This window comes from Bdellovibrio sp., assembly GCF_036384735.1.
In the GTDB taxonomy this organism is placed as follows: Bacteria; Bdellovibrionota; Bdellovibrionia; order Bdellovibrionales; family Bdellovibrionaceae; genus Bdellovibrio.
Window position 1 is genome coordinate 110,367 of sequence record NZ_DASVLT010000007.1, and the last position, 24,190, is coordinate 134,556.

At 45.2% G+C, this 24,190-nt stretch carries 22 protein-coding genes; 13 read left to right on the forward strand and 9 right to left on the reverse strand.

The annotated features are described in order from the left end of the window. The first annotated feature begins 63 nt into the window (after positions 1–63). The 6 genes from flhB (at position 64) to VF412_RS01210 (ending at position 7,198) form a co-directional block, all read left to right on the forward strand. Entirely contained in the window at positions 64–1,125 is a 1,062-nt protein-coding gene (flhB, locus tag VF412_RS01185) for a flagellar biosynthesis protein FlhB (RefSeq protein ID WP_331337361.1), read from the forward strand. Next, positions 1,125–3,224: a flagellar biosynthesis protein FlhA gene (flhA, locus tag VF412_RS01190; protein WP_331337362.1), complete on the forward strand. Its 2,100-nt coding sequence runs from the start codon at positions 1,125–1,127 to the stop codon at positions 3,222–3,224. The genes flhB and flhA overlap by 1 nt, the downstream gene beginning before the upstream one ends. Continuing rightward, on the forward strand, positions 3,214–4,662 hold the full coding sequence (flhF, locus tag VF412_RS01195) for a flagellar biosynthesis protein FlhF (RefSeq protein WP_331337363.1): 1,449 nt from the start codon (positions 3,214–3,216) through the stop codon (positions 4,660–4,662). The genes flhA and flhF overlap by 11 nt, the downstream gene beginning before the upstream one ends. Next, positions 4,659–5,492 (forward strand): MinD/ParA family protein, encoded by an 834-nt coding sequence (locus VF412_RS01200; protein ID WP_331337364.1) that lies wholly within the window; start codon positions 4,659–4,661, stop codon positions 5,490–5,492. The genes flhF and VF412_RS01200 overlap by 4 nt, the downstream gene beginning before the upstream one ends. A 71-nt stretch (positions 5,493–5,563) precedes the next feature. Next, on the forward strand, positions 5,564–6,349 hold the full coding sequence (locus VF412_RS01205) for a FliA/WhiG family RNA polymerase sigma factor (protein WP_331337365.1): 786 nt from the start codon (positions 5,564–5,566) through the stop codon (positions 6,347–6,349). Positions 6,350–6,430: 81 nt separating this feature from the next. Further along, on the forward strand, positions 6,431–7,198 hold the full coding sequence (locus tag VF412_RS01210; RefSeq protein ID WP_331337366.1) for an ABC transporter substrate-binding protein: 768 nt from the start codon (positions 6,431–6,433) through the stop codon (positions 7,196–7,198). Here VF412_RS01210 and VF412_RS01215 read toward each other — a convergent pair. Beyond that, positions 7,185–9,059: an acetyl-CoA hydrolase/transferase C-terminal domain-containing protein gene (locus VF412_RS01215; RefSeq protein WP_331337367.1), complete on the reverse strand. Its 1,875-nt coding sequence runs from the start codon at positions 9,057–9,059 to the stop codon at positions 7,185–7,187. The genes VF412_RS01210 and VF412_RS01215 overlap by 14 nt on opposite strands. A gap of 142 nt (positions 9,060–9,201) precedes the next feature. On the opposite strand from VF412_RS01215, the gene VF412_RS01220 reads away from it, so the two are divergent. Both VF412_RS01220 and VF412_RS01225 read left to right on the forward strand, forming a co-directional pair. Then, the gene (locus VF412_RS01220) at positions 9,202–9,387 is read left to right on the forward strand and encodes a hypothetical protein (RefSeq protein ID WP_331337368.1); all 186 of its coding nucleotides are present in this window, start codon (positions 9,202–9,204) and stop codon (positions 9,385–9,387) included. Positions 9,388–9,482: 95 nt separating this feature from the next. After that, the gene (locus VF412_RS01225) at positions 9,483–9,815 is read left to right on the forward strand and encodes a hypothetical protein (RefSeq protein ID WP_331337369.1); all 333 of its coding nucleotides are present in this window, start codon (positions 9,483–9,485) and stop codon (positions 9,813–9,815) included. Here the strand turns inward: VF412_RS01225 and VF412_RS01230 are convergent. Next, positions 9,812–10,978, reverse strand: coding sequence for an RNA polymerase factor sigma-32 (locus VF412_RS01230; RefSeq protein ID WP_331337370.1), 1,167 nt, complete (start codon positions 10,976–10,978; stop codon positions 9,812–9,814). The genes VF412_RS01225 and VF412_RS01230 overlap by 4 nt on opposite strands. A gap of 5 nt (positions 10,979–10,983) precedes the next feature. Then, a complete protein-coding gene (locus VF412_RS01235; RefSeq protein ID WP_331337371.1) occupies positions 10,984–11,289 on the reverse strand; it encodes a polyhydroxyalkanoic acid system family protein in 306 nt (101 codons plus the stop codon). Positions 11,290–11,552: 263 nt separating this feature from the next. Between VF412_RS01235 and aspS the strand changes: the two genes are divergently transcribed. Further along, positions 11,553–13,400 carry an aspartate--tRNA ligase gene (gene aspS / locus VF412_RS01240; RefSeq protein ID WP_331337372.1) on the forward strand — a complete coding sequence of 616 codons (1,848 nt, stop codon included), beginning with the start codon at positions 11,553–11,555 and terminating at the stop codon, positions 13,398–13,400. Here the strand turns inward: aspS and VF412_RS01245 are convergent. Then, positions 13,384–14,043 carry a hypothetical protein gene (locus tag VF412_RS01245; protein ID WP_331337373.1) on the reverse strand — a complete coding sequence of 220 codons (660 nt, stop codon included), beginning with the start codon at positions 14,041–14,043 and terminating at the stop codon, positions 13,384–13,386. The genes aspS and VF412_RS01245 overlap by 17 nt on opposite strands. A gap of 54 nt (positions 14,044–14,097) precedes the next feature. On the opposite strand from VF412_RS01245, the gene VF412_RS01250 reads away from it, so the two are divergent. After that, positions 14,098–14,865, forward strand: coding sequence for a DUF1266 domain-containing protein (locus VF412_RS01250; RefSeq protein ID WP_331337374.1), 768 nt, complete (start codon positions 14,098–14,100; stop codon positions 14,863–14,865). A gap of 34 nt (positions 14,866–14,899) precedes the next feature. On the opposite strand, the gene VF412_RS01255 is transcribed toward VF412_RS01250, so the two are convergent. Beyond that, positions 14,900–15,406, reverse strand: a complete 507-nt coding sequence (locus VF412_RS01255; RefSeq protein ID WP_331337375.1) for a DUF1993 domain-containing protein — start codon at positions 15,404–15,406, stop codon at positions 14,900–14,902. Between the two features lie 204 nt (positions 15,407–15,610). Between VF412_RS01255 and VF412_RS01260 the strand changes: the two genes are divergently transcribed. After that, positions 15,611–16,072, forward strand: coding sequence for a hypothetical protein (locus VF412_RS01260; RefSeq protein ID WP_331337376.1), 462 nt, complete (start codon positions 15,611–15,613; stop codon positions 16,070–16,072). Here the strand turns inward: VF412_RS01260 and VF412_RS01265 are convergent. The 3 genes from VF412_RS01265 to VF412_RS01275 form a co-directional block, all read right to left on the reverse strand. Continuing rightward, complete coding sequence (locus tag VF412_RS01265; protein ID WP_331337377.1) at positions 16,005–17,117, reverse strand: CpaF family protein; 1,113 nt, start codon at positions 17,115–17,117, stop codon at positions 16,005–16,007. The genes VF412_RS01260 and VF412_RS01265 overlap by 68 nt on opposite strands. A 2-nt stretch (positions 17,118–17,119) precedes the next feature. Further along, complete coding sequence (locus tag VF412_RS01270; protein WP_331337378.1) at positions 17,120–18,409, reverse strand: pilus assembly protein; 1,290 nt, start codon at positions 18,407–18,409, stop codon at positions 17,120–17,122. Between the two features lie 88 nt (positions 18,410–18,497). Further along, positions 18,498–19,601: a hybrid sensor histidine kinase/response regulator gene (locus VF412_RS01275; RefSeq protein ID WP_331337379.1), complete on the reverse strand. Its 1,104-nt coding sequence runs from the start codon at positions 19,599–19,601 to the stop codon at positions 18,498–18,500. 221 nt (positions 19,602–19,822) lie between these two features. On the opposite strand from VF412_RS01275, the gene VF412_RS01280 reads away from it, so the two are divergent. Next, positions 19,823–21,994, forward strand: a complete 2,172-nt coding sequence (locus VF412_RS01280) for a hypothetical protein (protein ID WP_331337380.1) — start codon at positions 19,823–19,825, stop codon at positions 21,992–21,994. A 54-nt stretch (positions 21,995–22,048) separates the two neighbouring features. Further along, on the forward strand, positions 22,049–23,311 hold the full coding sequence (locus tag VF412_RS01285; protein ID WP_331337381.1) for an amidohydrolase: 1,263 nt from the start codon (positions 22,049–22,051) through the stop codon (positions 23,309–23,311). Here VF412_RS01285 and VF412_RS01290 read toward each other — a convergent pair. Beyond that, entirely contained in the window at positions 23,308–24,189 is an 882-nt protein-coding gene (locus tag VF412_RS01290) for a hypothetical protein (protein WP_331337382.1), read from the reverse strand. The genes VF412_RS01285 and VF412_RS01290 overlap by 4 nt on opposite strands. Between the last annotated feature and the right edge of the window lies 1 nt (position 24,190).

The window sequence follows — 24,190 nt, forward strand, 5'->3', positions numbered from 1 at the left end:
CGCAGAGCGGAAGGCCCGGGGCCTGAAGCTGAAGCAACTCTAAAGTTCTAGGAAGGAACTGAAGTGGCTGAAGAGAACGACGAGAAGACCGAACAGGCGACGGATGCGAGACGGGAAGAATTCCGTAAGCAAGGTAATGTCGCACATACAAAGGAACTAGCGTCAGCAGTATTATTACTGGCTGCGGCTGGTAGCGTGTATGCGTTGGGTCGCTTCTTCTTCAAGAACTTCTATGAGCTTTTCCATTACTCATTCGGACCAGATCTTGTAAAAACAATTCGCGAAGGTCAATTCACGGAAGCATTCCGCATGAATGGCGAAAAGGCTTTGATCTTGATCGCTCCTGTCATGGGTATCGCGGGCATTCTTGGTGCTGCTTCTTCAATTGCACAGGTTGGTTTCTTGCAAGTTGAAGATGCATTGACTCCAAACTTTGAAAAAATCAATCCTGTTGAAGGTTTCAAACGCGTGTTCAGTTTACGCGCTGTTGTTGAAGCTTTGAAGTCGTTGTTGAAGATGGCAGCGATCGGTATCGTACTTTATTTCTTATTGCGCGGTGAGGTTCATCAAGTTCCATACTTGATGAGCTACTCTATCGAGCAAATCATCACTTATCTTGGTGCTGTGGTCGTTAAACTTTTGGGTGGTGTAGGCGCGATGATGCTTGTACTTGCCGGAGCTGATTATTTCTATCAGCGCTGGGACCTTGAAAAGAAAATGATGATGACCAAACAGGAAATCAAGGAAGAACACAAGCAGCGTGAGGGTGATCCGATGATCAAATCACGCATTCGCCGTATTCAACGTGAGATGGCGAGTAAGCGTATGATGGCCGATGTACCAAAGGCCGACGTTGTGATTACGAATCCAACGCATATCGCGGTTGTGTTGAAGTACTCTGATAATTTGCCTGCACCACAGTTGGTGGCTATGGGCGCTGATAGCGTGGCAGAAAATATTAAAGCCTTGGCGCGTGAACACAATATTCCGATCGTGGAAAATAAGCCCCTTGCTCGAACTATTTTTAAAACAATGAAAATTGGTCAGGTCATCCCGCGCGAGCTTTTTGTCGCTGTCGCGGAAGTCCTTTCGTATGTTTATCGTTTGCGTAGGAAGAAAAGATAATGGAACAAGTGTTTCAGTTTTTAAAGAGATTCGAAAAGTACACTAAGAATACGGATCTTTTTATTGCATTTGGTATCTTGGCGATTTTGGCGGTGATGATCATTCCACTGCCACCGATGCTTTTGGATATCTGTTTAACGTTTTCTCTATCTATCGCAATCTTGATCTTGCTAGTCAGTATCTATACTGAAAGAGCCCTTGATTTCACGTCTTTCCCGTCACTGCTGTTGATGACGACGTTGTTCAGGCTGTCCCTGAACGTGGCGACGACACGTCTGATTCTGACTCATGGCCATGAAGGGGAACGAGCTGCCGGTGACGTGATCGCGTCCTTCGCCAACTTCGTTGTGGGCGGAAACTACATCATCGGTTTTATCATGTTTGCCATCTTGATCGTCATCAACTTCATGGTTATCACAAAGGGTTCTGGGCGCGTCGCTGAGGTTGCTGCCCGCTTCACTTTGGATGCAATGCCAGGTAAGCAGATGTCGATTGATGCCGAGTTAAATGCTGGGCACATCACTGAAGCAGAAGCCCGCAAACGTCGTAAGCAAATCGAGCAAGAAGCCGACTTTTACGGTGCCATGGACGGTGCTTCTAAGTTCGTACGCGGTGACGCTATCGCAGGTATCATTATCACGATGATCAATATCATCGGTGGTTTGGGCATCGGTGTGATTCAAAAAGGTCTGGATATCAGTGTGGCTGCGAAATACTACACGATGTTGACGATCGGTGACGGTTTACTTGCACAAATTCCCGCTCTGATCATTTCAACCGCTGCCGGTACGATCGTAACTCGTACTTCAAATTCTGATAAAGACATGGGGGCTGAGGTTACAAGCCAACTTTTGGTGAATCCTCGTGCCGTTATGATTTCTGGTGGCGTGCTGCTATTGATGGGTGTGATTCCGGGTCTTCCAACGGTTCCTTTCCTTTTCATGGGAACTTTGTTGGTGAGTCTTTCATGGGTATTGAAACGTTATAAAAAAGAGGCGGTTGATGCTGAGAAGAAGAAAATCGAAGCAGCAGCAAACGTTCCAAAGAAAGAAAATATCGAAACGATGCTTCCAGTGGATATGCTGGAGTTAGAAGTTGGTTACGGACTTATCAAAGTTGTTGAGTCTGACCAAAGCGGCGATTTGCTTGAGCGTATCGTCAGTATCCGTAAACAGTTTGCCTTGGATTTGGGTATCGTTGTTCCAAGCATTCACATCCGTGACAACTTGCAGTTGGCTCCGGGTGAGTACCGCATGATGATCAAAGGAAATAAAGTCGGTGGCGGAATCCTTCGCCCCGATTACATGCTTGCGATGGATCCAGGTAATGTGATGGATCGTATCGACGGTATTGCAACGAAAGAACCTGCATTTGGTTTGGATGCGATTTGGATCTCTCCAGCTCGTAAAGAAGATGCCGAGATCGCGGGCTACACGGTTGTGGATCTTCCAACTGTCATGGCAACTCATATCACGGAACTTATTAGAAGCCATGCTCACGAGTTGTTGGGCCGTCAGGAAGCTTCTAGTTTGATCGAGAATTTCAAGAAGTCTCATCCGAAAGTGGTGGAAGAGCTTATTCCAGATCTTCTTCCTCTGGGATCGGTGGTTCGTGTTATGCAGAACTTGCTTAAAGAACAAGTATCAATTCGTAACTTGCTGACGATCTTTGAATCGCTGGCCGACGATGCTCCTCGCACTAAAGACATCGAAGTGTTGACGGAGGGTGTTCGCAGGGCTCTTGCTCGCGGTATCACTGCGAAATACACAACGGATCAAGGAAATATCCCTGTAATGACTTTGCATCCAGTGATTGAAGAATTGATTGCAAATTCATTGTTGCAAACAGAACAGGGTGTGCAGTTGGTGATGGACCCGAACACGGCTCATCGCTTGATCAACGAGATCGCACGCACTGTTGAAGGCCATCCTGAAATTGCAGGACAGCCGATTCTTTTGACGAGTCCGACAGCGCGCCGTCATTTGTATAAATTAACATCGAGATTTATCCCGCAACTTGTTGTCCTTTCTCATAATGAATTGACATCGGATGCAGACGTTCAATCAGTTGCACTAGTGGAGATGAGCCATGCAGGTTAAGAAATTTGAAGCACGTACGATGAAAGAAGCCCTGGAAATGGTGAAGACTCAGCTGGGTCCCGACGCCATTATTCTTTCTGCACGCGACAACAATAAAAGCTTCGGACTTGTTGGCGAAGGCAGTGTTGAGATCACAGCGGCTGTTTCAGAAGAAACGTTGCAAAAAAAGAAATTCGCAGAATCTAAGCTTCGTGAGCAAGATCGCGAAAGATTCTTGAAAAGTCCCGCGCGTCAGCAAAAGGAATTGATCACCAAGATGGTCGATAAGCATGTGGCTAAAAATCAGCCACCGGCTCCGATTACACAACGTCGATACATCGACATCGATGAAGACGACAACAACAATTACGTCCGTCAACAGCAGATCTCTGAACAGAGAGTTCGAGCTTCTGCACAACGTGCTCTTCATGCGTTCCAAGAGCAGGAAGAGACCTTCCAACAAACTCGTAAGCCGGCATCTCCAGCACCACAGCAGCCAGCTGCTAAGGTTGCTCCTGCGGTTTCGGAGGCTGAATCTGAAGCGATTCGCGCATTGAAAAATGAAATCGCAAGTTTGAAGCAAGTGATCACTCAGTTCCAGCAAATGCCACAAAATTTTGTAGGCAGTCATCCTGGCGCTGATTATGGAATCAATTATGATTTGAGTTCTGTATTCGCAAAATTGACGGCGGCAGGTGTTGCTCCGGAAATTACAGCAGAGATCTTGACTCAGGCGCAGGATACTTTGCCTGCGTTGAAATTGAAGAATAAATCTTTGGTGGAAGCTTTCGTGGCTCGACAAGTTCTAGAAACAACGAAAATTCAGGTGCACCCAACTGCGGGAAAGATCCACTGCTTTGTTGGCCCGGCTGGCGCAGGCAAAACTTCAACAATGATTAAGATGGCTAGCCACATGGTTGTTCGCGAAGGTAAAAAAGTGGCTTTGTTCACGACTGACACATACAAGGTGGGTGCAGCAGATCAAATGAAGATCTATGCGCAAATTCTGAATGTGCCTTTCTCTGTAATCCGCACACAAAATGACTGGCATAACTTGATGAGATATCTTGCGAACGTTGACTGCGTTCTTGTGGATTTCACTGGGTTGAGCCTTAAAAATAACGACGAGATCCAAATGATGCGTAATCTTTTGCCACCTCAAGGACTAAATCCAAATGTCCATCTGTGTCTGTCAGCGAATGCGAAAGACATGGATGCGACAGAATTGGGCCGCCGTTATTCGATCTTGAATTATAAGGACGTGATCTTCACAGGTCTTGACGAGTCTGCTCAACATGGAACGATTTTCAACTTTATGAAGCGTTTCAATATTCCATTGCACTCGTTCGGGATCGGCTCTCGTGTGCCGGAAGATTATGAATTCGCGACGAAAGAACGTTTGTTGGATTTGATTTTTAAAATCTCACAATTGAAACAACAGGATTCTGAAGCAATATGAAAAGAGTGAACTCTTCTTTTGATATGTACCGCACAAGAACAATCAGCGTGACATCCGGTAAGGGCGGCGTTGGTAAAACAACATTGGTTGCGAACCTTGCATTGAGTTTGGCTCAAAAAGGCAAAAAGGTTTTGATTCTTGATGGCGATTTGGGCATGGCGAATGTGGATATTCTTTTTGGTATAAGAACCAATGGAAATATTCATGACATCATCTCGGGCCAAAAAGAGATGAAAGATATTTTGACCGAAGTATCTAAAGATGTCTTCTTGATCCCTGGGGGCAGTGGCGTTGTTGAGTACAACAACATGAACCACTTTGAAAGAAGAGCGATGGTAGAAGCTGTCAGCTCTTTACCATTGGGATTTGATTATCTGTTGATTGATACGGCTCCGGGCATTGCAGAGAATGTTTTGTTCTTGAACTCTGCCGCACAAACAGTATCGGTGGTAATCACTCCAGATCCGGCGAGCTTTGCAGATGCTTATGCATTGATCAAAGTTTTGCACAAGCAATACAAAGTGAATCGCTTCTCGATCATTTGCAATCAAGTGCGCGACGAAGAGGAAGGCCTTGGCTTGTACAAGCGCTTCAATGATGTTGTAAATAAATTTCTGTACATTGGTCTTGATTACTGGGGATCGGTCCCGAACGACGTTGTTTTGAAAAAAGCAAATCAAATGCAACGTCTCATCGTGAGACAGGATGCCGGCGCAGAATCTTCCAAAGCAATCCGTCAAATTTCTGTTCAGATCGAGAAGTCCTCGAGGCTGATTGAAGCTGGCGGCGGTATGCAGATGTTTTGGGATCAGGTCGTTGGATTTGCATAGATGATTTCGCTGAGATTTGGACTTTCAGCACCAGCACCTGTTTGTTAACATAGGTTTTAAGAGGGAAAAATATGGGGAAAAATGCGGTATTGTTGAAGAAGTACAAGGATGAGCCACGTCAGCTCGCACCCACAAAAAAAGACGACTTAATTAAAGAATATGCTCCTCTTATTAAATTCATCGCTCAGAAGATCGCAGTGCGCCTTCCCTCTAATATCGAGCTTGATGATTTGATCTCTGCCGGTGTTATCGGTTTGATGGATGCTATCGAGAAATACGATTCAACTCGTGATAATAAATTTAAAACCTACGCTGAATTCCGTATTCGTGGTGCGATTCTTGATGAGTTGCGTGCACAAGACTGGGTTCCTCGTTCGATCCGTGATAAGGCGAAGCTTCTTGATAAGACAATGGTTCAATTGGAAGCAGATCTAGGCCGTACACCAACCGACGAAGAAGTTGCAAAGGCTTTGAATGTTTCTATTGATGAATTCCATGACCTTGTAAACCAAGTTCGTCCGGTGAGCTTGTTGCCAATCGACCAAGCAACAACCTTCAGTAACACTGACAAGAAATCCATCATGGATATCTTGGAAGGCTCTAGAACGAACTCTCCGTTCAATCAATTGAATGTAAAGAACATCAAAGAAGTTGTCGCTCAAGCGATTGAAGAGCTTCCTGAAAGACAACGCTTGGTGCTTTCACTTTATTACTATGAAGATTTGAACTTGAAGGAGATCGGGCAAGTTCTGCGCGTGACTGAATCCCGCGTATCCCAACTTCATGCTCAAGCTGTGGCAAGATTGCGTGCAAAATTGGCTGCGACGATCGGCGCAGGTGAGCTAGAGATCGCGTAATTTCGACTTGAGATTTATTTCGATAATTTAATAAATGGGAGTCTAGATAAGACTCCCATTTTTATTTATAAATCATGTCCTATGACAAAATATCTGATCGTACTGGTTTTAATCTTGTCGAGTCATTTTGCTAGAGCCTATGCCTTTGATGGCTCTAAGGGCGAGGTGGTCGTGGAAAGCCTCGAACTTCCTCCATTTATTTCTGACAATATGCCTGAGCAGGGTGCCGCTGTTTATGCCCTCACTCAAATTTTTAAAAAAATGGGCTACGATCTGAAAGTTTTAATCGTGCCGATTCTAAGGATTCGAACGTTGCGTTTCCGTAGTCCCAATGTTTCCGGATTTTTTCCTTCTTTTGCTGATGACGATTTTGTCGATGGCCTGGATCTTTCAACTATCATTTATGAAACGCCTTGGGTCATCATTGAGCGTAAAGACCGGCCGATCGTGTGGAAAGAGGCAAAGGATCTAGCAAAATACCGCGGCGGCAATGTCAAGGGCTATACGATTCGTTCGCAAGTTCGAAAAATCTATGATGAAAGTCGTTTGAAGTTGGAAGCAGCGCCAGACGACGCTTCCAATCTCTTGAAGCTTGCGAACAAACGAATTGATTATGTTTTTACTGATGCCCACATCTTTAAGTATTTAATGGCAACAGATCCGCGACTGAAAGAGTTTGCCGATAAACTGCAAATCAATCCTAAGATTGTGGCGATGAATCGCTATGGCGTGGCATTTAAGCGCGACCCGGCAAATGTCAAACTGCGCGAACTTTTCAATAAAACTGTGACAGAGCCGGATTTTGAGAAGTACGTTCTCGAGTATTTCAAAAAATTTAATCCGAGCTAGTACTTTCTAATGCGCCTAAAAGAAGGTTGCGGAAGATCCCTTCCTGAATTCCTTCAGTTTTTTGAAAGCCCATTCGTTCTAGTTCGGACTTCCATTTTGAATCCGACGTCGAGAATCCTTTCAACAGGCTGCCGATAAGTCTTTGCGGAGGACTGTCCTTTAAGAACAGCAAAGCTTTTTGCAAATTCTGTTCATCCTTAGAAAAGTCGCTCCCAAAGGGAAAAACTGGGAAGTTTTCTTTCGCGTTGATTTTTTCTGCAAACTCTTTCAAGCGTGCGGGGGTGTTGTTGCGGACTTGTTCGGGCAACTGATAATTTTTTTCGATCTTGCCCTCTTTTTTGACCGCATCAAGAAGTTCTTCTTGGAAGTTCGAATCGGTGATTGCCAAAATCCTTTTTGCAACTTCGCTGTCACTTTGTCCTTTTAAAGAGGCGATTCCATATTCGGTCACTACGATGTCACGTAAGTGGCGTGGAATTGTGATGTGAGCGTTGTTGATTTCAACGTTTGAAGTGCGTTTTTCTTTTTTTGTACGCGTGCTTTTCATCATCAATACGGAATGGGAATCTGGCAGTTCAGCTGACATTGCGACAAAATTGTATTGTCCACCAACTCCGCTAACTACTTGGCCGTTGCTTAAAGTTTCAGACGCGGCTCCGCCTAAAAGGTTCATTGTCATGCAGGTATTAAAAAAGCGGGCATTCTTGCGCTGACGACGTAATGCCAATTCGTGAGCATCGTAAAGATCGTTGACCTTAGAAACACGAGTCATCGACAGTCCGTCAAAGTCTTCTTCGGAAAGATTGCGAAGCCAATCATAGAAGTCTTTAGATCCTAAGAAGAAAGCTCCATGAAGATATCTCTTTGCGGATTCGTCACGATCCAGAATCATACGCTTTAAAATTCCGCCTTTGCGCAAGTTCATAAAGCCGTCCATTAGCATTTCACTTGTGCCGTAAAGACCCTCCGTAAAAACTGAATCCGAAGTTCTTATTCCCACAGGGGGAGCAAACATTTCATCGAATGTGCGAGAGATGGATTTGTACTTGTCATTTTGATGATGGCGCATCAATGCGGAATAGACCAAGCCATCTGATAATGAGCCAATACCGATTTGCAAAGTGCCATCATCAACAAGCAAACGGCTAGAATGGAAGCCAATCATATGATCCACAAAGTTCACAGGCACCTTGGGTGGAGCAAACAACGTTTGGCGAACTTCAGAAGATTCCACTAATGCATCAAAGAACGATGCATCCACTTCTGCATCCCCGCCAAGATATGGAAGGTCTGGATGAATGACTCCGACCATTAACAGAGGCTTGTCGTGTTTCTTGTAGATGTCGTAAACGTCTAAGGTTAAGTCGGGATTGCAGCTTAGACTAAACTTCTTTCCATCAGGCGAAGCGGCTACTAATTGAACAATGGTGTTGGTCCCTAGATTGTAAATGTTCTGTGCAACGTGGGTATAGTTCAAACTGATATAATTTTTTTGTGCTTCGAGATTGTGAAGAAGTGTCGCTGCTTGAAAATAGAACTCGTGCAATGTGATGTTTTTGGGAACTTGGTTTTTGTGCAAATCTTGAATGTAATGCAGTCGTGGATAATTTTCGCCGAAGTGTTTTTTGTAAAAGGGCTCTACGAAACGTTTTTCTAAATCAGACGACGGATCAGGAATATCCAATGACAAGGCGGTGAACATTGTCAGTCGAATAGAGGGATCTCTCTTTGCGCGATCATAAACGAGATTAAGCAATTGGTTTGGCTTACCGAGACCCAAGGGAGTGGCAAGTACTACCGATTTTCCCAAGCGAGAGTAAATAAAATCTTCGGCTTCCTTCAAGGTACTTAATTTCTGCATTTCCGCCTCTCAATGTTTAGATATTTTAGGCTGGTTCCTTGCGCCTGCCCAGATTTTTATTTTGTAAGTTTCTTGAAGTAGGTCTCGAGATGCGTCAAATATGAGTGGAGAAGATTTGCTGCGCTTACGTATGATCAGATACATGAAAAAGCTAATCCAACTAATTACCGTGGCTATGGGCGTATTCATGATCCTTAAAGGTGCAAATGCCGAAGAGGGATCGACTCAAATCTTTTTCAAAGATGTTCATGCAGAGCAACCAAAAAGAGAATCGGCCGTGGAAAATCCGAAAGTAATGAAACTTGGCTCATACGAATTGACCTTCTGACCTAAGGCCATCGGATCTTTGCCGTGTCCTGCGTGATATGACAGTTTTAAATATCTCTCGGTTAATTATAGTAAAGTGATGATGTGGAGGTAGTTATGAGAAAAGCTCTTTGGGTGCTTCTTGCTCTTGCTCCTCAGTATATACGGGCTGCGACGCCGTCAATATCGACATCTCAAGAGCCTGTTCCCAACATCTCGACTCCTATGAATGAAGAGGACTTGCATAGGGCCAACTCGACACGAAATATCCCAGGTATCCGTGCCTGTCAGTATTACTCTGACAATGCGAAGATCTACGATATCATGCGTTTGGAAATGCATAGTAAAACATGTCGCTCAGATGCAGCCGTGGATGATAAATTGCCAGATAGACCTGAAATAGATGAATATCAAGTGGATGGAGTCTTTGATACTCCAAATAGATTCTAGATCTGTTCTTCCATTTTCGCTTTGATCTTCTTCATCAAGCGAGCTTCCATTTGTCGAACGGCTTCGCGAGTGATGCCATATTTTTCGCCGATCTCTTGCAAAGTCAGTGGCTCATCATTCAGTATGCGTTCATCGAGAATAATTTTTTCGCGATCAGAAAGTTCAGGACGGATTTCTTCAATTTTTCTCTTCAAAATATCCAGCTGTTCTTCGTTGGCGAGAGCCTCATCCAGGTTTTGACCTGAAGTATCGCGTTGAAGATCTCCAAGGCTTGTTCCAGATTCCTCATCGAGGGGCTTGTCGAGACTGACATCGCGACCCGACATGCGCATCGCCATATCACGGACTTCGTCCTCGGGAATGCCCAAGCGATCGCTGATCAAAGCAGCGTTCGGCTCAATTCCCATGGCGTCCAGAGCTTCTTTTTCTTTCTGTAATTGATAGAAAAGCTTTCTTTGGTTCTGAGTGGTGCCGATGCGGACCATAGAATATTGGCGCATAAGATATTCTTGGATGTAACCGCGAATCCACCACACAGCATAGGTGATTAAGCGCGCACCTTTGTAGGGATTGTATTCGCGAACAGCATGCATAAGTCCGACATTGCCTTCTTGAATCAGGTCAATCATCTTCGCGCCAAATTTAGAATATTCAGCGGCGATTTTTACGACGAAACGAAGATTGGCTTTTACCAAAGCCTGAGCTGCCTCAGGATCTTTAGTTTCAAAATATTTTTTTGCAACTGCGGCTTCTTCCTCTTTAGTTAGAACTTTATATCTGCGAATTTCATTCAGATACATCACCAAAGGATCGGCAGAAGTGATGGCTTTTGAGGAATCAGCAACCACAAGTTGCTTGTCGTCTTTAGCATCTTCCGGGATTTCAAAATCTTGATCTTCATTAGATGGAACGGCGTAAGCTTTTTCTGCCTCGCCAGTATGAAGACCTTCGTGATCCACGTCCTCGACGATTTCCGCGACAACAGGTTTGACAGCTACTTTTTCTTTTTCGGACTTTGTCTTATCGGGTTTTGCTTTTGCATTTTTGGCAGGCTTGTCGGCGGACGCTGAAGGCGTAGATTTCCCTGTCGATGCTTTAGCAGCACCGACTTTCTTTTTCGAAGTGTCTGAAGAAGAGGATGTCTTCGCCTTAGTTTTCGCCATAGAGCCTAGGACAAATATTTAGCAAGTTTCTTTTGTAATGTCTCGGTAACTTTACCTTTGAAGGGAGTGAGCATCAAAGGCAGATCCACGATGACGGTAACCTTACTGCCATTGCCCGCAGCGGCAACATTCATGTCAGCCTTAAATTGCGAGCCGTTCATCTTGCAACTCATTGCACCATCGTCAAACTGGCAATTAATTTTAGGATCAAACTTGCGGATGTCCTGATCGTTAGCCAAAAATTCTTTAATTTTTGAGTAAGCGACTTGGGCACTTTGCGAGCTTTGATGGTCAATGGTAAATTTAGGCATGGAAAAACGTCCTTTCAAAACAAGCCGAGAGCTTTCGAGTATAGCTCTATCACCCAATGAAAAAAAGCTTTTGAATTTTCCGGTGGAGGAGTGCAGCGAGCCTTAAGCCTAGGCGCACAAAAATGCCCGTGAGTGGTCCCCCATAACATTTAATTTTTGCTGCTATAAACAGATGCTTTTTGACTGTTTCCTCTATGAGTGACAGTATGCCCAAAGAAGCGCGCGTCAGCGCTTGTTAATCCCTTCACAAAAAGGTTCGAGAAATGAAATTCGTAAGCCAGTTAAAGAGGACGGAGTACTGCGGAAAATTGAGCGGTTCTCATGTGGGTCAAAAAGTTGTTCTGATGGGATGGGTGGATGTTCGCCGTGACCACGGAAGCCTTGTTTTCATCGACTTGCGAGATCGTGAAGGGATCGTACAAGTTGTTTTGGATCCAAATAAAGCCGAGACTGCTGCTTCTAAAAATTTGCGTGGTGAGTTCGTTCTTGCTGTTGAGGGTATCGTGCGTGCACGTCCTGAAGGCATGAAGAACACAAAAATCAAAACAGGTGAGATCGAGATCGAAGCGACTCGTTGCGAGATCTTGAATGAATCTGCCGTACCACCGTTCCAGGTGAGTGACACAAACGTTAATGAAATGTTGCGTTTGAAATATCGTTATCTTGATTTGCGTTCACCACGTCTGACGAATCACTTGGTGACTCGTCATAAAGTGGCACAGATCGTTCGTCGTTTCCTGTCTGATAACGGTTTCTTGGAAGTTGAAACTCCGATTCTTTACAAATCCACACCCGAAGGTGCGCGTGACTATCTTGTGCCTTCACGTGTGAATCAAGGAACGTTCTATGCTTTGCCGCAATCGCCGCAAACATTGAAGCAGTTGTTGATGATCTCTGGTTATGACCGTTATTTCCAAATCGCTCGTTGCTTCCGCGATGAAGATTTGCGTGCGGATCGTCAGCCAGAGTTTTCACAAATCGATATGGAAATGTCTTTCATCGACCAAGAAGACATCATGGCAATGAACGAAAAAATGTTGCGCATGATTTGGAAAGAGATCAAAGGCATCGACGTTAAAGAAATTCCTCGCATGACTTTTCAAGATGCGATGGACAGATATGGTAATGATAAACCTGACACGCGTTTCGGTATGGAGATCAAAGATTTGAAATCCGTCGTCACCGGTCTACCCTCCGGCTCTGCGGAAGTAGGGACTTCTGGTTTCAAAGTTTTCGACGACGTTCTGGCTCGTGGCGGAATCGTGCGTGGTATCGCAGTCCCTAAGGGGGGCGCATACTCTCGCGGTCAGTTCGATAAATTGACTGATATGGCGAAACGTGCAGGTGCTAAGGGCCTTGTTTGGATTAAAGCGGAAGCGGATGGAACCTATTCATCCCCAGTTTCTAAATTCTTCAGCCCTGAAAAATTAGCAGAGATTTTTAAAGCTGTGGGCGCTGGTGCTGGTGACTGTGCTTTGATTGTTGCCGACGATTACGAAGTCGCTTGTGCTTCGTTGTCTACTTTGCGCATGCATTTGGGTAAAGAATTGAACTTGATCGACACATCCAAGTACAACTTCTTGTGGGTTGTGGACTTCCCATTGCTCGAGTACTCTCCGGATGAAAAGCGTTGGGTGGCTCGTCACCATCCATTCACTTCACCGCAAGATGCTTACTTCGATGACTTGCTTGGCAATAACGAAGCGGCCTATGGCAAGATCTTGGCGAAAGCTTATGACCTTGTTTGTAACGGTTACGAAATGGGTGGTGGATCTATTCGTATTTACAGAAACGAAATTCAACAGGCGATGTTCCGTTTGTTGGGCATGAGCGAAGAAGAAACTCAGCACAAGTTTGGTTTCTTCCTTGAAGCATTGAAATACGGCACACCTCCTCATGGCGGTATCGCTTGGGGTCTAGACCGTTTGGTGATGCTACTTTGTGAAACAGATGCGATCCGTGAAGTGATCGCCTTCCCTAAGACTGCGAAAGCGACAGACTTAATGGCAGATTGTCCAAGTGAAGTGAATCGTGACCAGTTGGCGGAAGTCGGTGTCCGTTTGAGCCCTCTTGCAGAGAAGGCTCTTGAGGAAGCTAAAAAGCATTCTTAATTAAAATATTCCCAGAGGTGGTCACGATATGCATCTTGCCCACCTCTGCGGGATTAATACCTTCTAAAGGTTGTCCCGCGATTTGATTATCGATCTTGCCAGTTCCTGATTGCAGGTCAAACTCATACAGTTTTCCTTTCGGCATTAAAACTTCCACCGAACCTTCGATGTTTTCCACTGTGACTTCACCTTGATAAGTTTTCGGCAAATAGATTTTTGCTAGCAACGAGGAATCAGAAACTGAACTGCTTTCATGGCCGTTAATGTTGATGTGAACCCAGTTACTGGCAAGAGGCTCGTGGATCTCTAACACTAAATGGGTCGGGCTTCCACCTTGAGCGATAAAAGGTCCACGTTCAAAGCGTGGAATTTTTCCCGTCAGTTCCATTTTCAAAGTTGGACCATCGTAGGGAATGACCTGCAAATTGGCGCGTCCGGAAGTGAAGTGCAAAGTCTTGATCCCCTGTAAAAAGAATTCGCTTTTTTCCTCATAGGGTTCACCCTGGGTGAGCTTTGAGGTTACCGAATTAAAGGCATCAAAAATGGATTGAGGATGATTGAAGACGTAGCCCATCATCAAAATTAAAGAGCCAACTAGAATCAGAAAGAGGGCCGCAAAGCCAAACAAGAGCTTCTTCAACATAGACTTCCAATTTAACACATTGATATTAGAGTGGAAACGTAATTGAATGAAGATATGCAACGCGTACTTCCCGAAACAGACTTAGAAAAAAAGATGATGGCCATGGCTGCTGTCTTCGTTGAAGAGAATCACGTTCTTGATGATTTGTATGATGTCATCGGTTCGGATCTTCAAGACGGCAAAGAGCTGACACCAGACATGCGCGAACAAGTTCTCGAAGAAGTAGGCGAGTATTTTTTCCGCCTTGATATGAACTGGGGAGCTGAAATTCGCACTGATTGCATCGGTATCCTGGAAGAGTTCTGGGAAGTATCTGACAAAGCCTCTGCTCTGAAGGTCATCGAAAACATTCGAACTCAAGGTCATAGAACGAAATTCAATGTTCTTAAAAACTGCATCCCTGCAAATGGTTTGATGGATGCAATGGCTTTGGAAAAGTTTAAACAGATTTTCAACTTCGATTTCCCCGAAGGCGAAGACATGCAAATGACCGACGACAATTATCGTGAGTTGGGAACATGGATGAGAAAAACGGATCGTTTCATTGGCTCATGCGGAATTCTTGGCTGGGACGCGGCGCGCTTGGTTCATGTGGCTCGTCTGTCGTATGTCGCCGGATATCTAGATGATAACGAAGCTTGGGGAGAGATCTTAAAGATGGCTCCTTTAGTCGTGGACCAATTCAAAGATTGGCGTGAGTTTGCATTAAGTTTCTTAATTGGTCGTACCTTCTGGGCCGGCGAAGAAGATCCGCAAGTGAAGCGCATCTGTGAAAGACTTCTAGGGCACCCGGCCAGTCCTTGGAATTTCTATTCTGTTTAAAAAAAAAGGGACCTTCACGGTCCCTTTTTTATTTCTACTTTCTGAATGGCATTGCGCCCAAGTAGTCTTTCTTACCAATATCGACACCATTATGGCGAATAATTGAATAAGCCGTTGTCACATGGAAATAGAAATTTGGAATCATATGATGAAGAACGAACTCTTCACCAAGCAAGTATTGTCCTTCCCAACGTGGAGTTGTCACATGACGAGTTGCTGCCTCTTTATAGTCAGCAGGGGAAAGTGACTGAAGGTAAGAGATCGTGCTTGCGATGCGCGCTTTTGCCTCAGCCAAAGTCTTTTCTGTGTCATCGTGCTTTGGAGCATCTTTCGCAGTTAAACGAGAAGCACCCAACTTCGCTGTATCACAAGTGATTTGAATTTGGCGCATCAACGGAAATTGATCGGGAGCCAAACGTGATTGCAACAACACCTCCATGTCGAATTTCTTCGCGTCTGCATGAGCGGCTGCTTTGTCAAGAATTGCAGTTAGATTATTAAGCATTTTGATGAAGTTAATATTTGTCAGTTCGTAGATCACGATTCCTCCGCGGAAAAAGTTGGTGCTGTTGCAGAAATCTATTCTGTGGAAGGGGCGCTGACAACACCTTGCTCTTCGCAGCAGCGGCGCGGCTCTAGAGGAAGGTCTAGTAATCACAGAAATGTCTCAAGTTCGAACGTTTCATACCGATACGTGGTTTGTGAAGGCTAGGATGGCTTTCTCGAACACACACGGAGGTGTGGAATGGACAAAATCAGCGGTATTCTTCCAGCCAGTGCCAGAACGTCGGTTGCAGACATCGCGTCTTCACAACCGGCACGTCCAGGCGCGCAACTAACGGGTAGACCAGAAGGTCGCAATTCGTTAGGGGATCGCATTACGTTAAGTAAAGCGGCGCAAAAGCTGAAGGCGGCCTCATTGGCTGAATCCAACGAAGCGCAGGGTGCAGAGCCGACGCCAACACCAACACCAACTCCAGCGGCGACGTATAGAAACACGCCAGAGAACAGCAAGAAACAAGTGATTGATGATCTGAACAAAAAGTTCTTTAGCAATCCGAAAGAGCTTGCTCGTGAGGACGCGGGAATCACACATTCAGAAGAGATGTTAGGCGCAGAAGACGCCGAGGTGTTACCAATTACGAGTCCACACGCTCCACTAGGAAGCCATGGTCTTCCAGTGAACAAACTCGATACACACCCTTAAGAATTCTTTGACCTGATTCAGCTCGTCCTAAAACAACAATGTTATCCAGGGAGAGCTGAATCAATCTTCGAATGGCCGTCAAACTCCATTGAGGTGCGCCCATTTGAATCAACATTTCCAAGCGAATCAACGCCTGGGCTGCATCATTCGCGTGCAAAGTCCCAAAACTTCCGTTATGCCCGGTGGCTAGGGCCATTAAAAAATCCTTTGCCTCAGATCCCCGAATTTCACCCATGACAATCCGATCTGGTCGCAAACGTAAAGACCGTTTCACCAACTGTGCTTGGTCCACCGTCGGCAATAATCCATGAGGATCGTCTCGAGTCAGCAATTTCATACTGGCATTATTGGGAAGACAAATTTCCGAGGTGTCTTCGATCACAACAACACGCTCATTTTCAGGAAGCAGGTTCAGAAATGAGTTCAACACGGATGTCTTTCCTGATCCCGTCGAACCGACGACAAGGAAGTTCTTTCGCTCATTCGTCATTTGCTGCAAAATTCTAAATGTACTTGAATCGCACCAACCATGTGTCATCAATTTTTGGAATGTCCATGGATTCTTAGGGTGGCGTCTCAATGATAAGTGCGGCGCAGACTGTGTCAGATCCGCACCTATCAAGGACAAGCGAAAATCCATAAATTGCCCGTCGGCACAAGGTTGTTCCACAGAGATATGCACATTCGAACGTTGGCAAATTCGCTCTAGACAGTTGCGAAAGCTCAGGTCTGAAAAGAACAGGTCTTCGTGGCGATGCAGCTTTCCTGATCTTTCAAACCAAATATGTTGAGGGCCGTTGACGAGAATTTCCGTGATTCCTTCATCAGTCATAAGATCTTCAAGAGGTCCCCAGGATTCAAATTCCGCGCGAACGCGTTTTTGCAAAGAGGCCTCTTTGCTTTTTAATTGATCGTCAATAACCATATCGATTTTCTTTGAACGAAGGACATTCTCTTCATCCGTTGAAAGCATAAACTCGTTCATTGGCAAACGGGAGATTTCGTTTTGAATCAGGTCATAGATTTCTTTCGCTTGTTCAACCATGACTAGATTTCTCCAACGTGTTCGGGTGAATCCATTTCCTCGCCAGCCTTCATGATGGAAGGACGAACGAAGATCACAAGCTCCGAGCGGTTCTCAGCAAAATCTTTGCTTCCAAAAAGTGCTCCTAGAATTGGAATGCTTGAAATTCCCGGAATGCCAGACGAATTTTTAGAGTCTTCATTTTTAATGAGACCCGATAGAGCAATTGTCTGACTTCCTGTAAGGTCAAAATGGCTTGAAACGCGATTCGTTAGAACTCCTGGGATGTCGTCAACTTTGTGAGCCATGTCTAACTTAGAAATTTCAGTATCAATCGACAGGCTGATGCGCCCGGCAGCATCTGCTTTGGGTTTGACCTTCAAGAGAATGCCATAGCGTTTCCAAACGATGTCGTGAACTTCATAATTGATGATTTTGATAGGAATTTCTCCGCCCACGAGAAATTCTGCTTCGTTACCGCTACGGCAGAGAAGATTTGGACTCGCTAAGATTTTACTTTTCCCGTTGGATTCGTTGGCGCGAATAAAAAGTTCGAAGTCACTTAGGCTTGCGCCCCCAGAACCGAAGATCGTGGCTTTATACGATTCCGGCCATTGAACCCCATGGGCGACGCTAAAATCCCGATCAACCTCTGCCACTGTGATCTGAACTTTCACTGTCGGTGCGATGTCAAGGCTCTGTTCATCCTTGATAACCTGAATGCCAAAAGGACGAAGTAAAGAAATGTACTTCTTCAGTGCGAGTGCTGATCCCGTCACACGCACTTCCGGTGCGGGTTCAAAAATCACAGATTGTGGAGGGATTTTTGCTTTTTCAAAAAGTTCATTAAAATACTTTTGAATTTCTTTTTGTAATGGCTCACTCATAGAAGCACGCATCTGATAGTTGATGGAAGTGGCCCTGATGACTTCAGCCAGGCGAAGCCACTCTTCGAAGCGATACAATCGTCCTGTGACAAGTAGGTCCCCGTCAGTGATTTCGGCCTGTAGGCCGACGAAACTGCGGAGGCTGTCTTGTAGGTTTTTGAATATCTCCTTCTTTGCAGGATGTACAACTTGAACACGAAAAAGTTCATTTCCAATGCGCGCGGTGGTTTGCCCCTCATGGCGACCTTTCAAGCTGACTCGTCCTCCGGTAGAATCGGCCTGCAAGATTTGACTATCTTGAATCCAAACCTGAGCAGATCCTTTAAGTGGAATTCCTTGTGTTTCACCCAACGTCAATGTCAGATCTTTTCCCCAGGCGGGAAGGGTTGCAATAGATAAAAATAGGAAGGTGGTAAGAGTTTTCATGAGAAAGGCCCAAAGCAATGTTTAGGCCTTTCATTAGAACTTCAACCTGTGGTTTGTATCCTGTCTTCGGACACGGGGATTCGGCAGGCTATGCCAAGGCCAAATCGAAATACACCATCACCCCTTGGCCGGTGTTTTTAAATTGTAAGAACGAGTTATGAGATTTCAGAATCGATTGGCAGATCGTAAGTCCCAAACCTGTTCCCGTCGAGTGGTGCATAACATCTTCATCAATATAAAAAGGCTTCGTGATCTTCTCTACCACGGTTGAAGGCAGGTGAGGCCCCTTGTTCGAAACAATGAAGCGCAGATTGTTGCCGTTCTTCATACTTTCAATATGAATTTCACTGCTTTCATTTCCAAATTTCGAAGCATTGTGAATCAATCGTTGCATCACTTGTTTGATCAAACGCACGTCCGCTTTCACGGCGATCGGTTCAAGCTTGGAAACAACAGTTTGCTGCTTCTGTGTCAGCATGTTTTGCAAATCTTTTGGAATGTCATCAAATTGAGTGAAAGCAATATTCTGAGTATCGATCTTTAATTGATTTGTCTCTGCACGCACGATCAACAAGACATCTTCCACAAGATTTTTCAGGCGCTCTGCGCTTCGCGTGATTCGATTCACCATCAACTTGTCTTCATCATTCAAATTTGACTCAGACAATAAAGATGAAAAACTCAAAATAGATGTCAGGGGAGTTTTCAACTCATGATTAATCAAAATCATGAAGTTAGATTTCGCTACATCAAGGCTTTTCAATTCCTCAAGAGCTTTCGCAAGCTCGGCATTTTTTTGTTTGAGCTCCTGGCCGATCGCAAATCTTTCGATGGCATGATCGACTGTGTTCGTCAAATCCACAGGGTCCCACGGCTTCGTGAGGTAGCGGAAGATCTGTCCTTTATTGACGGCCATGATCACAGACTCGAGATCGGTGTATCCAGTTAGAAGAATACGAACTGTCTCAGGATGAGATTCTAGAGTTTTCTCTAAAAATTCCACCCCCGTCATTTCCGGCATTCTTTGATCTGTAATTATGAGTGCGAGTAGTCCTGGATTTTGGTCGAGGACGGTAAGGGCCTCTTTTCCTGAGGTGGCCTTTAGTACAGTGTACTTACGACGAAAGAGCCGTTCCAACGCGTCTACGTTATCTATTTCATCATCTACACAAAGAATCGTGTGCTTCGTCATATTGAATAGTGTAGGATTTCAAAAAGGGCAGTGCAAAGGAATTTGCAAGGAGTCCTCTTGTTGTCACGGATGACGACCGAAAATCTGAGTAAACCGATGCTGATCGACAGTCCAGTTTGCACATGTTTTCCATAGATTTGCCTGATTTTGAGTCAAGTCCTAGTCCAATCCTGACGATGAGTAGAACGATATAGAAGTTTTATCCTTTCAGGAGATCAATTATGAAGCTTTGGATTCGCATTGCAACGCCACTCATGCTGATGAGTTTCGCAACTGTTGCCCATGCACAATTCGCTGGTTCTTATGGATATGGCATGTGGGGTGGAATGCAATCTTGCCCTTACAAATACGGCGCCGGCGCTGGTGCTTCTAGCGAAGACGATGAAGTAAAAGAGATTCAGCAATCCATTATTGATCTTCAGAAACAACAAAAACAAAAGAAAACTGAGCTGAGTCGTTTAGCTTCACGCGATATGCGCGATTCTAAAAATGCAATCAATGGTGTCTTGAGCGCAGACTATGCAGATTTCGTTATCAACCACATCGACTCGGGCAGAAACTGTAACGAGTATAAAGGAATTGGCCAAGCTGATGCGAACAGCAAGGGTGACGACGGTGGCTCATCTGTAACGGTTGACGAAGGTGGATCTGCAGTAGGTGTTCAGGCACAAGCGACTGAAGAAACAACTCCATTTGAAATCAATGAGTGGGCACAGCTTTGTGACAAATCTAAATTGGGTTCTGTCTCTGGCACCGTATGTGCTGTAAGAAAATTCAGAGCTGAAGACAAAGGTGCTTACACGATTGAAGACTGTAAGAAGGCCCTAGTTGATTATAGAAAAGAAAAAATTCAACAAGATAAATTGAAACGTGAAATCGCAGCTCTTGATCGTCAAATCAAGAGTGAGAAGGATCGTCTTAAAGATGCTAGACAAGATGCTGCTGACGCGAAAAAAGAAGCAATGGCAAATAATCTTGAAGGTGGCATCTGTGAAAACTGTGCTTTGACTGGCAACGGTTACACTTATCAAAAACCAGAGACTGATTGGGGCAGTGTTGTCGGTAACGTCCTTCTAGGCGGTATGGCGACATACATGGGTTATAAAACGAATCAGATGGTTACTGACTCAAACGCAAATCTAGGTTACCCAACAAATCCGTTCCCTTCTTGGGGTTACGGTATGCCGTTCTTCGCGCAAGGTATGCAAGAAGCTCTTGGTGGTGGCGGCGGAATTTATGGTGCCATCGGCGGTGGTATCGGTGCTGGTGCATTTGGTTGTGCTGGTAACAACGGTGGTCCTTACGGCATGCAAGGTCCATTCGGAAGCGCAATGGGTAACGGTATGTGGGGGAACCCATATGCAATGATGGGAATGAATCCTTCTTTGATGGGAGGCATGTTCCTTCCTGGTATGGGTCCTTGGGGTGCTGCTGGTCCTTGGGGCTTGGGCGGTCCTTACGCGGGAGCGATGGGTTACCCAATGATGGGTGGCATGATGGGTATGCCAATGGGTAATATGATCGGCGGAGTTATGGGCGGCATGATGGGTATGCCGATGGGTTCTATGGCTGGTGGTGGTTATCCAATGGGCGCTATGGCCGGTGGCTATCCAATGGGTGCCATGGCTGGTGGCATTCTTGGTGGTATGATGGGTATGCCGATGGGTTCTATGGGTATGGGTTATCCATTGGGCTCTATGATGGGCACAGGAATGGGCTATCCAATGGGTTCAATGGCCGGCGGCATGATGGGAATGCCAATGGGCTCAATGGCCGGTGGTATCTTAGGTGGCGTGATGGGCATGCCGATGGGATCTATGGCGGGCTCAATGATGGGTTATCCGATGGGCTCAATGGCCGGCGGTATGATGGGAATGCCGATGGGTGCGATGATGGGCATGCCTATGGGATCGATGCTTGGTGGTGTTGCTGGCGGCATGATGGGAATGCCGATGGGCTCAATGATGGACGGCTCTATGATGGGTCTTGGCGGCGTTGCTGGAAGTCTTGGCCAGTTGCAAATGCAACAACAGATGATGCAAATGCAAATGCAGCAGTACCAATCCTACATGCAACAACAACAAACTTACGTTCAGCAACAAATGCAAAAACAACAAGTGTATGCGAGCTTGCAAACAGAGTTGTACGGTTTGATGGCTAGAATGCAGCAGGTTATGTACGGTTACGGCACAGGTTCAATGACAGGTTACATCGGCGGCGGTGTCGGTGGAGTTCTTGGCCTAGGTGGCGTATCGACATTGGGTACGGGTACATTGATCGGTAATGGTGGTGTGACAGCGGTGACTCCGTTAGGAAGTGTCATCGGCACGGGTGTCGTCCCAACTCCAACTGGTGGCGTGACTGCGGTGACTCCAATCGGTACAGGTCGCTAATTTAGAAATTAAAACTTAAAAAAAGTAAGGCTCTCTGATAAAACAGAGGGCCTTATGCTTTTTAGAATTCCACGTCTTTACGACAGTCACACTCACTTTCTGGCAACCGGTGAATTAGCCTCAGGCTTGAATTTGCAATCATTGAAAAGTGCAGAAGACATCACCAACTGGGATCTTTCTAAAGAGTCTTTTCGGCGTGGCGATTGGATTGTAGGATTTGGATGGCACGACAGTCAGTGGTCTTCGGCTCCGCATAAAGATCTTCTTGATAAGCTATTTCCAAATAAGCCTGTGTATCTTGCAAAAGGTGATGGTCATGCCTCATGGGTGAACTCCGCCGCTCTGAAAGAGCTGGGCCTTACTTCAGAGACAGGGATTCTTACAGAGACAGTGCATTTGCAGTCTTGGGACCGCTTACCGAAGTTCACTCCGTCTCAGCAAAAAAATAATATTCTTGCTGGCTGCAAAGTCTATAACAATGCCGGCTTTACTCACGTGCGCGATATGACCGGCAGTGAATCTTTGTGGAATTCCTTAACTGAATTAGAAGGTGAAAATCGTCTGACAGTAGCACTAGAAGAGAATTTCACCTGTTATGATCTTCAAGGTTTTGAAGACGCGATGAAACTTGCTTTGTACGCAAAAAAGCACGAGACAGCTCTGCTTCGTTCGAGAGGAATCAAATTTTTCTACGACGGTTCCTTAGGATCAGAGACTGCGTATTTATCGAAGCCTTATCACGGCTTGCCCAATGGCCCTCGCGGAAAAGTTCTTTGGAATTTATCTGATGTGGAGGTGATGATCAAAAGGACTTGGGAAGCAGGTCTCGAGATTTCTGTACATGTTATCGGTGATGAGGCTGCTCATGATATCGTGGCTTTAGCGCGAAAAATCTCTGCACAGGGGTTCGTAGGGCGTTTGAATCTGGAGCATGTGCAAGTTCTGCGTCCGGAAACAATACAAATGATGAAGCCACTGCACGTTCGCTGTCACATGCAACCATGTCATTGGCTGAGTGATCGTGTATGGTTGAAGGAAAAGTTGCGCGATCTTTATCGCTATGTTTTTCCATGGGGAGCATTGCAGGCGGCCCAAATTCCAATTTCATTTGGTTGCGATAGTCCCGTAGAGCCACCATCGTTTGTGGCAAATCAAAAAGCTTTGGAAGAAAGCGCAAAAGATCGTATTCGCGCTTTCACTGGTTCGATTGAACAAACTCATGCCCATCCAGATGCTCAGTATGCTCCAAATTCGTACTCTCTTATTGAAGAGGGAGTCGTTAAGGAAGTCGTTTTCTGCGGGAAATCTTTGCTCTAAGGTTTGTCGATGACAATCGTCTTGCCTTGTGCGGCGATAATTGCGCCACCCATTAAAAGACCAGCGGTTGGGTAAACCCACTTTTTATTGTTCTCAAGCCAATTTGCAAAGGAAGTTTTTTGCTCGATATGAACAAGCTTCTTAGTACATTCTTTAGAGAAAAACACCAGAGCCTGTGATGACACTTCAAAGTCATCGATATTGTTCGAAAAGCCTTCGCAAGATCCATCGACAAGGTTTTCCATGCCGAAAGCCTGCTGCAAGAAGCCTTCGTAAGTACCGTAATAGTGCAAGGGCTTTTGTGAATTAGACAACAACGTCCAATGATAATTCGTTAGTGGCAATATACTTGGATATGTCGTTCCATCAATAGCAAAGGTTTGGGTTTCCACCATCAATGTTTGAGCTTGAGGCCATTGTCTATGTATTGCCTGAAGGTCTACTTTCGATGTCTTGCATGACTCTGGATAAATCTGTTCAGTTAACATTGCAGATTTGCAGTTCAAAAGTTTAAGCGTCTTTGCATCTGAAATACTTAGTGGATGAGTCAGAAGTTTCTCGCTCAAATCATGAACAAAGTGAAGACTTGTTTCAGTCAAAGGAGCTTGTGATTGAATACTTTCAAGAGATTTTAAAATATCGGAGGTGGGACGATCGAGTTGATCGCTCAGGCGGAACAGAGTTTCCTCTTGCAGTGGGTTTTTGCGGGCCCGTGAGATTTGCAAGTTCATATAGGTCATCACACTTTTTGTGTTTTGCGCTACTTCATTGAAAATCGTTGGGCTTGCGCCGGGACTTTGAATCAAAATATCTTCTGCAAATGAATGCAGGCTTGTCGTCAAAAGAACAAAGACTGAAATATATTTTAATGTTTTCATC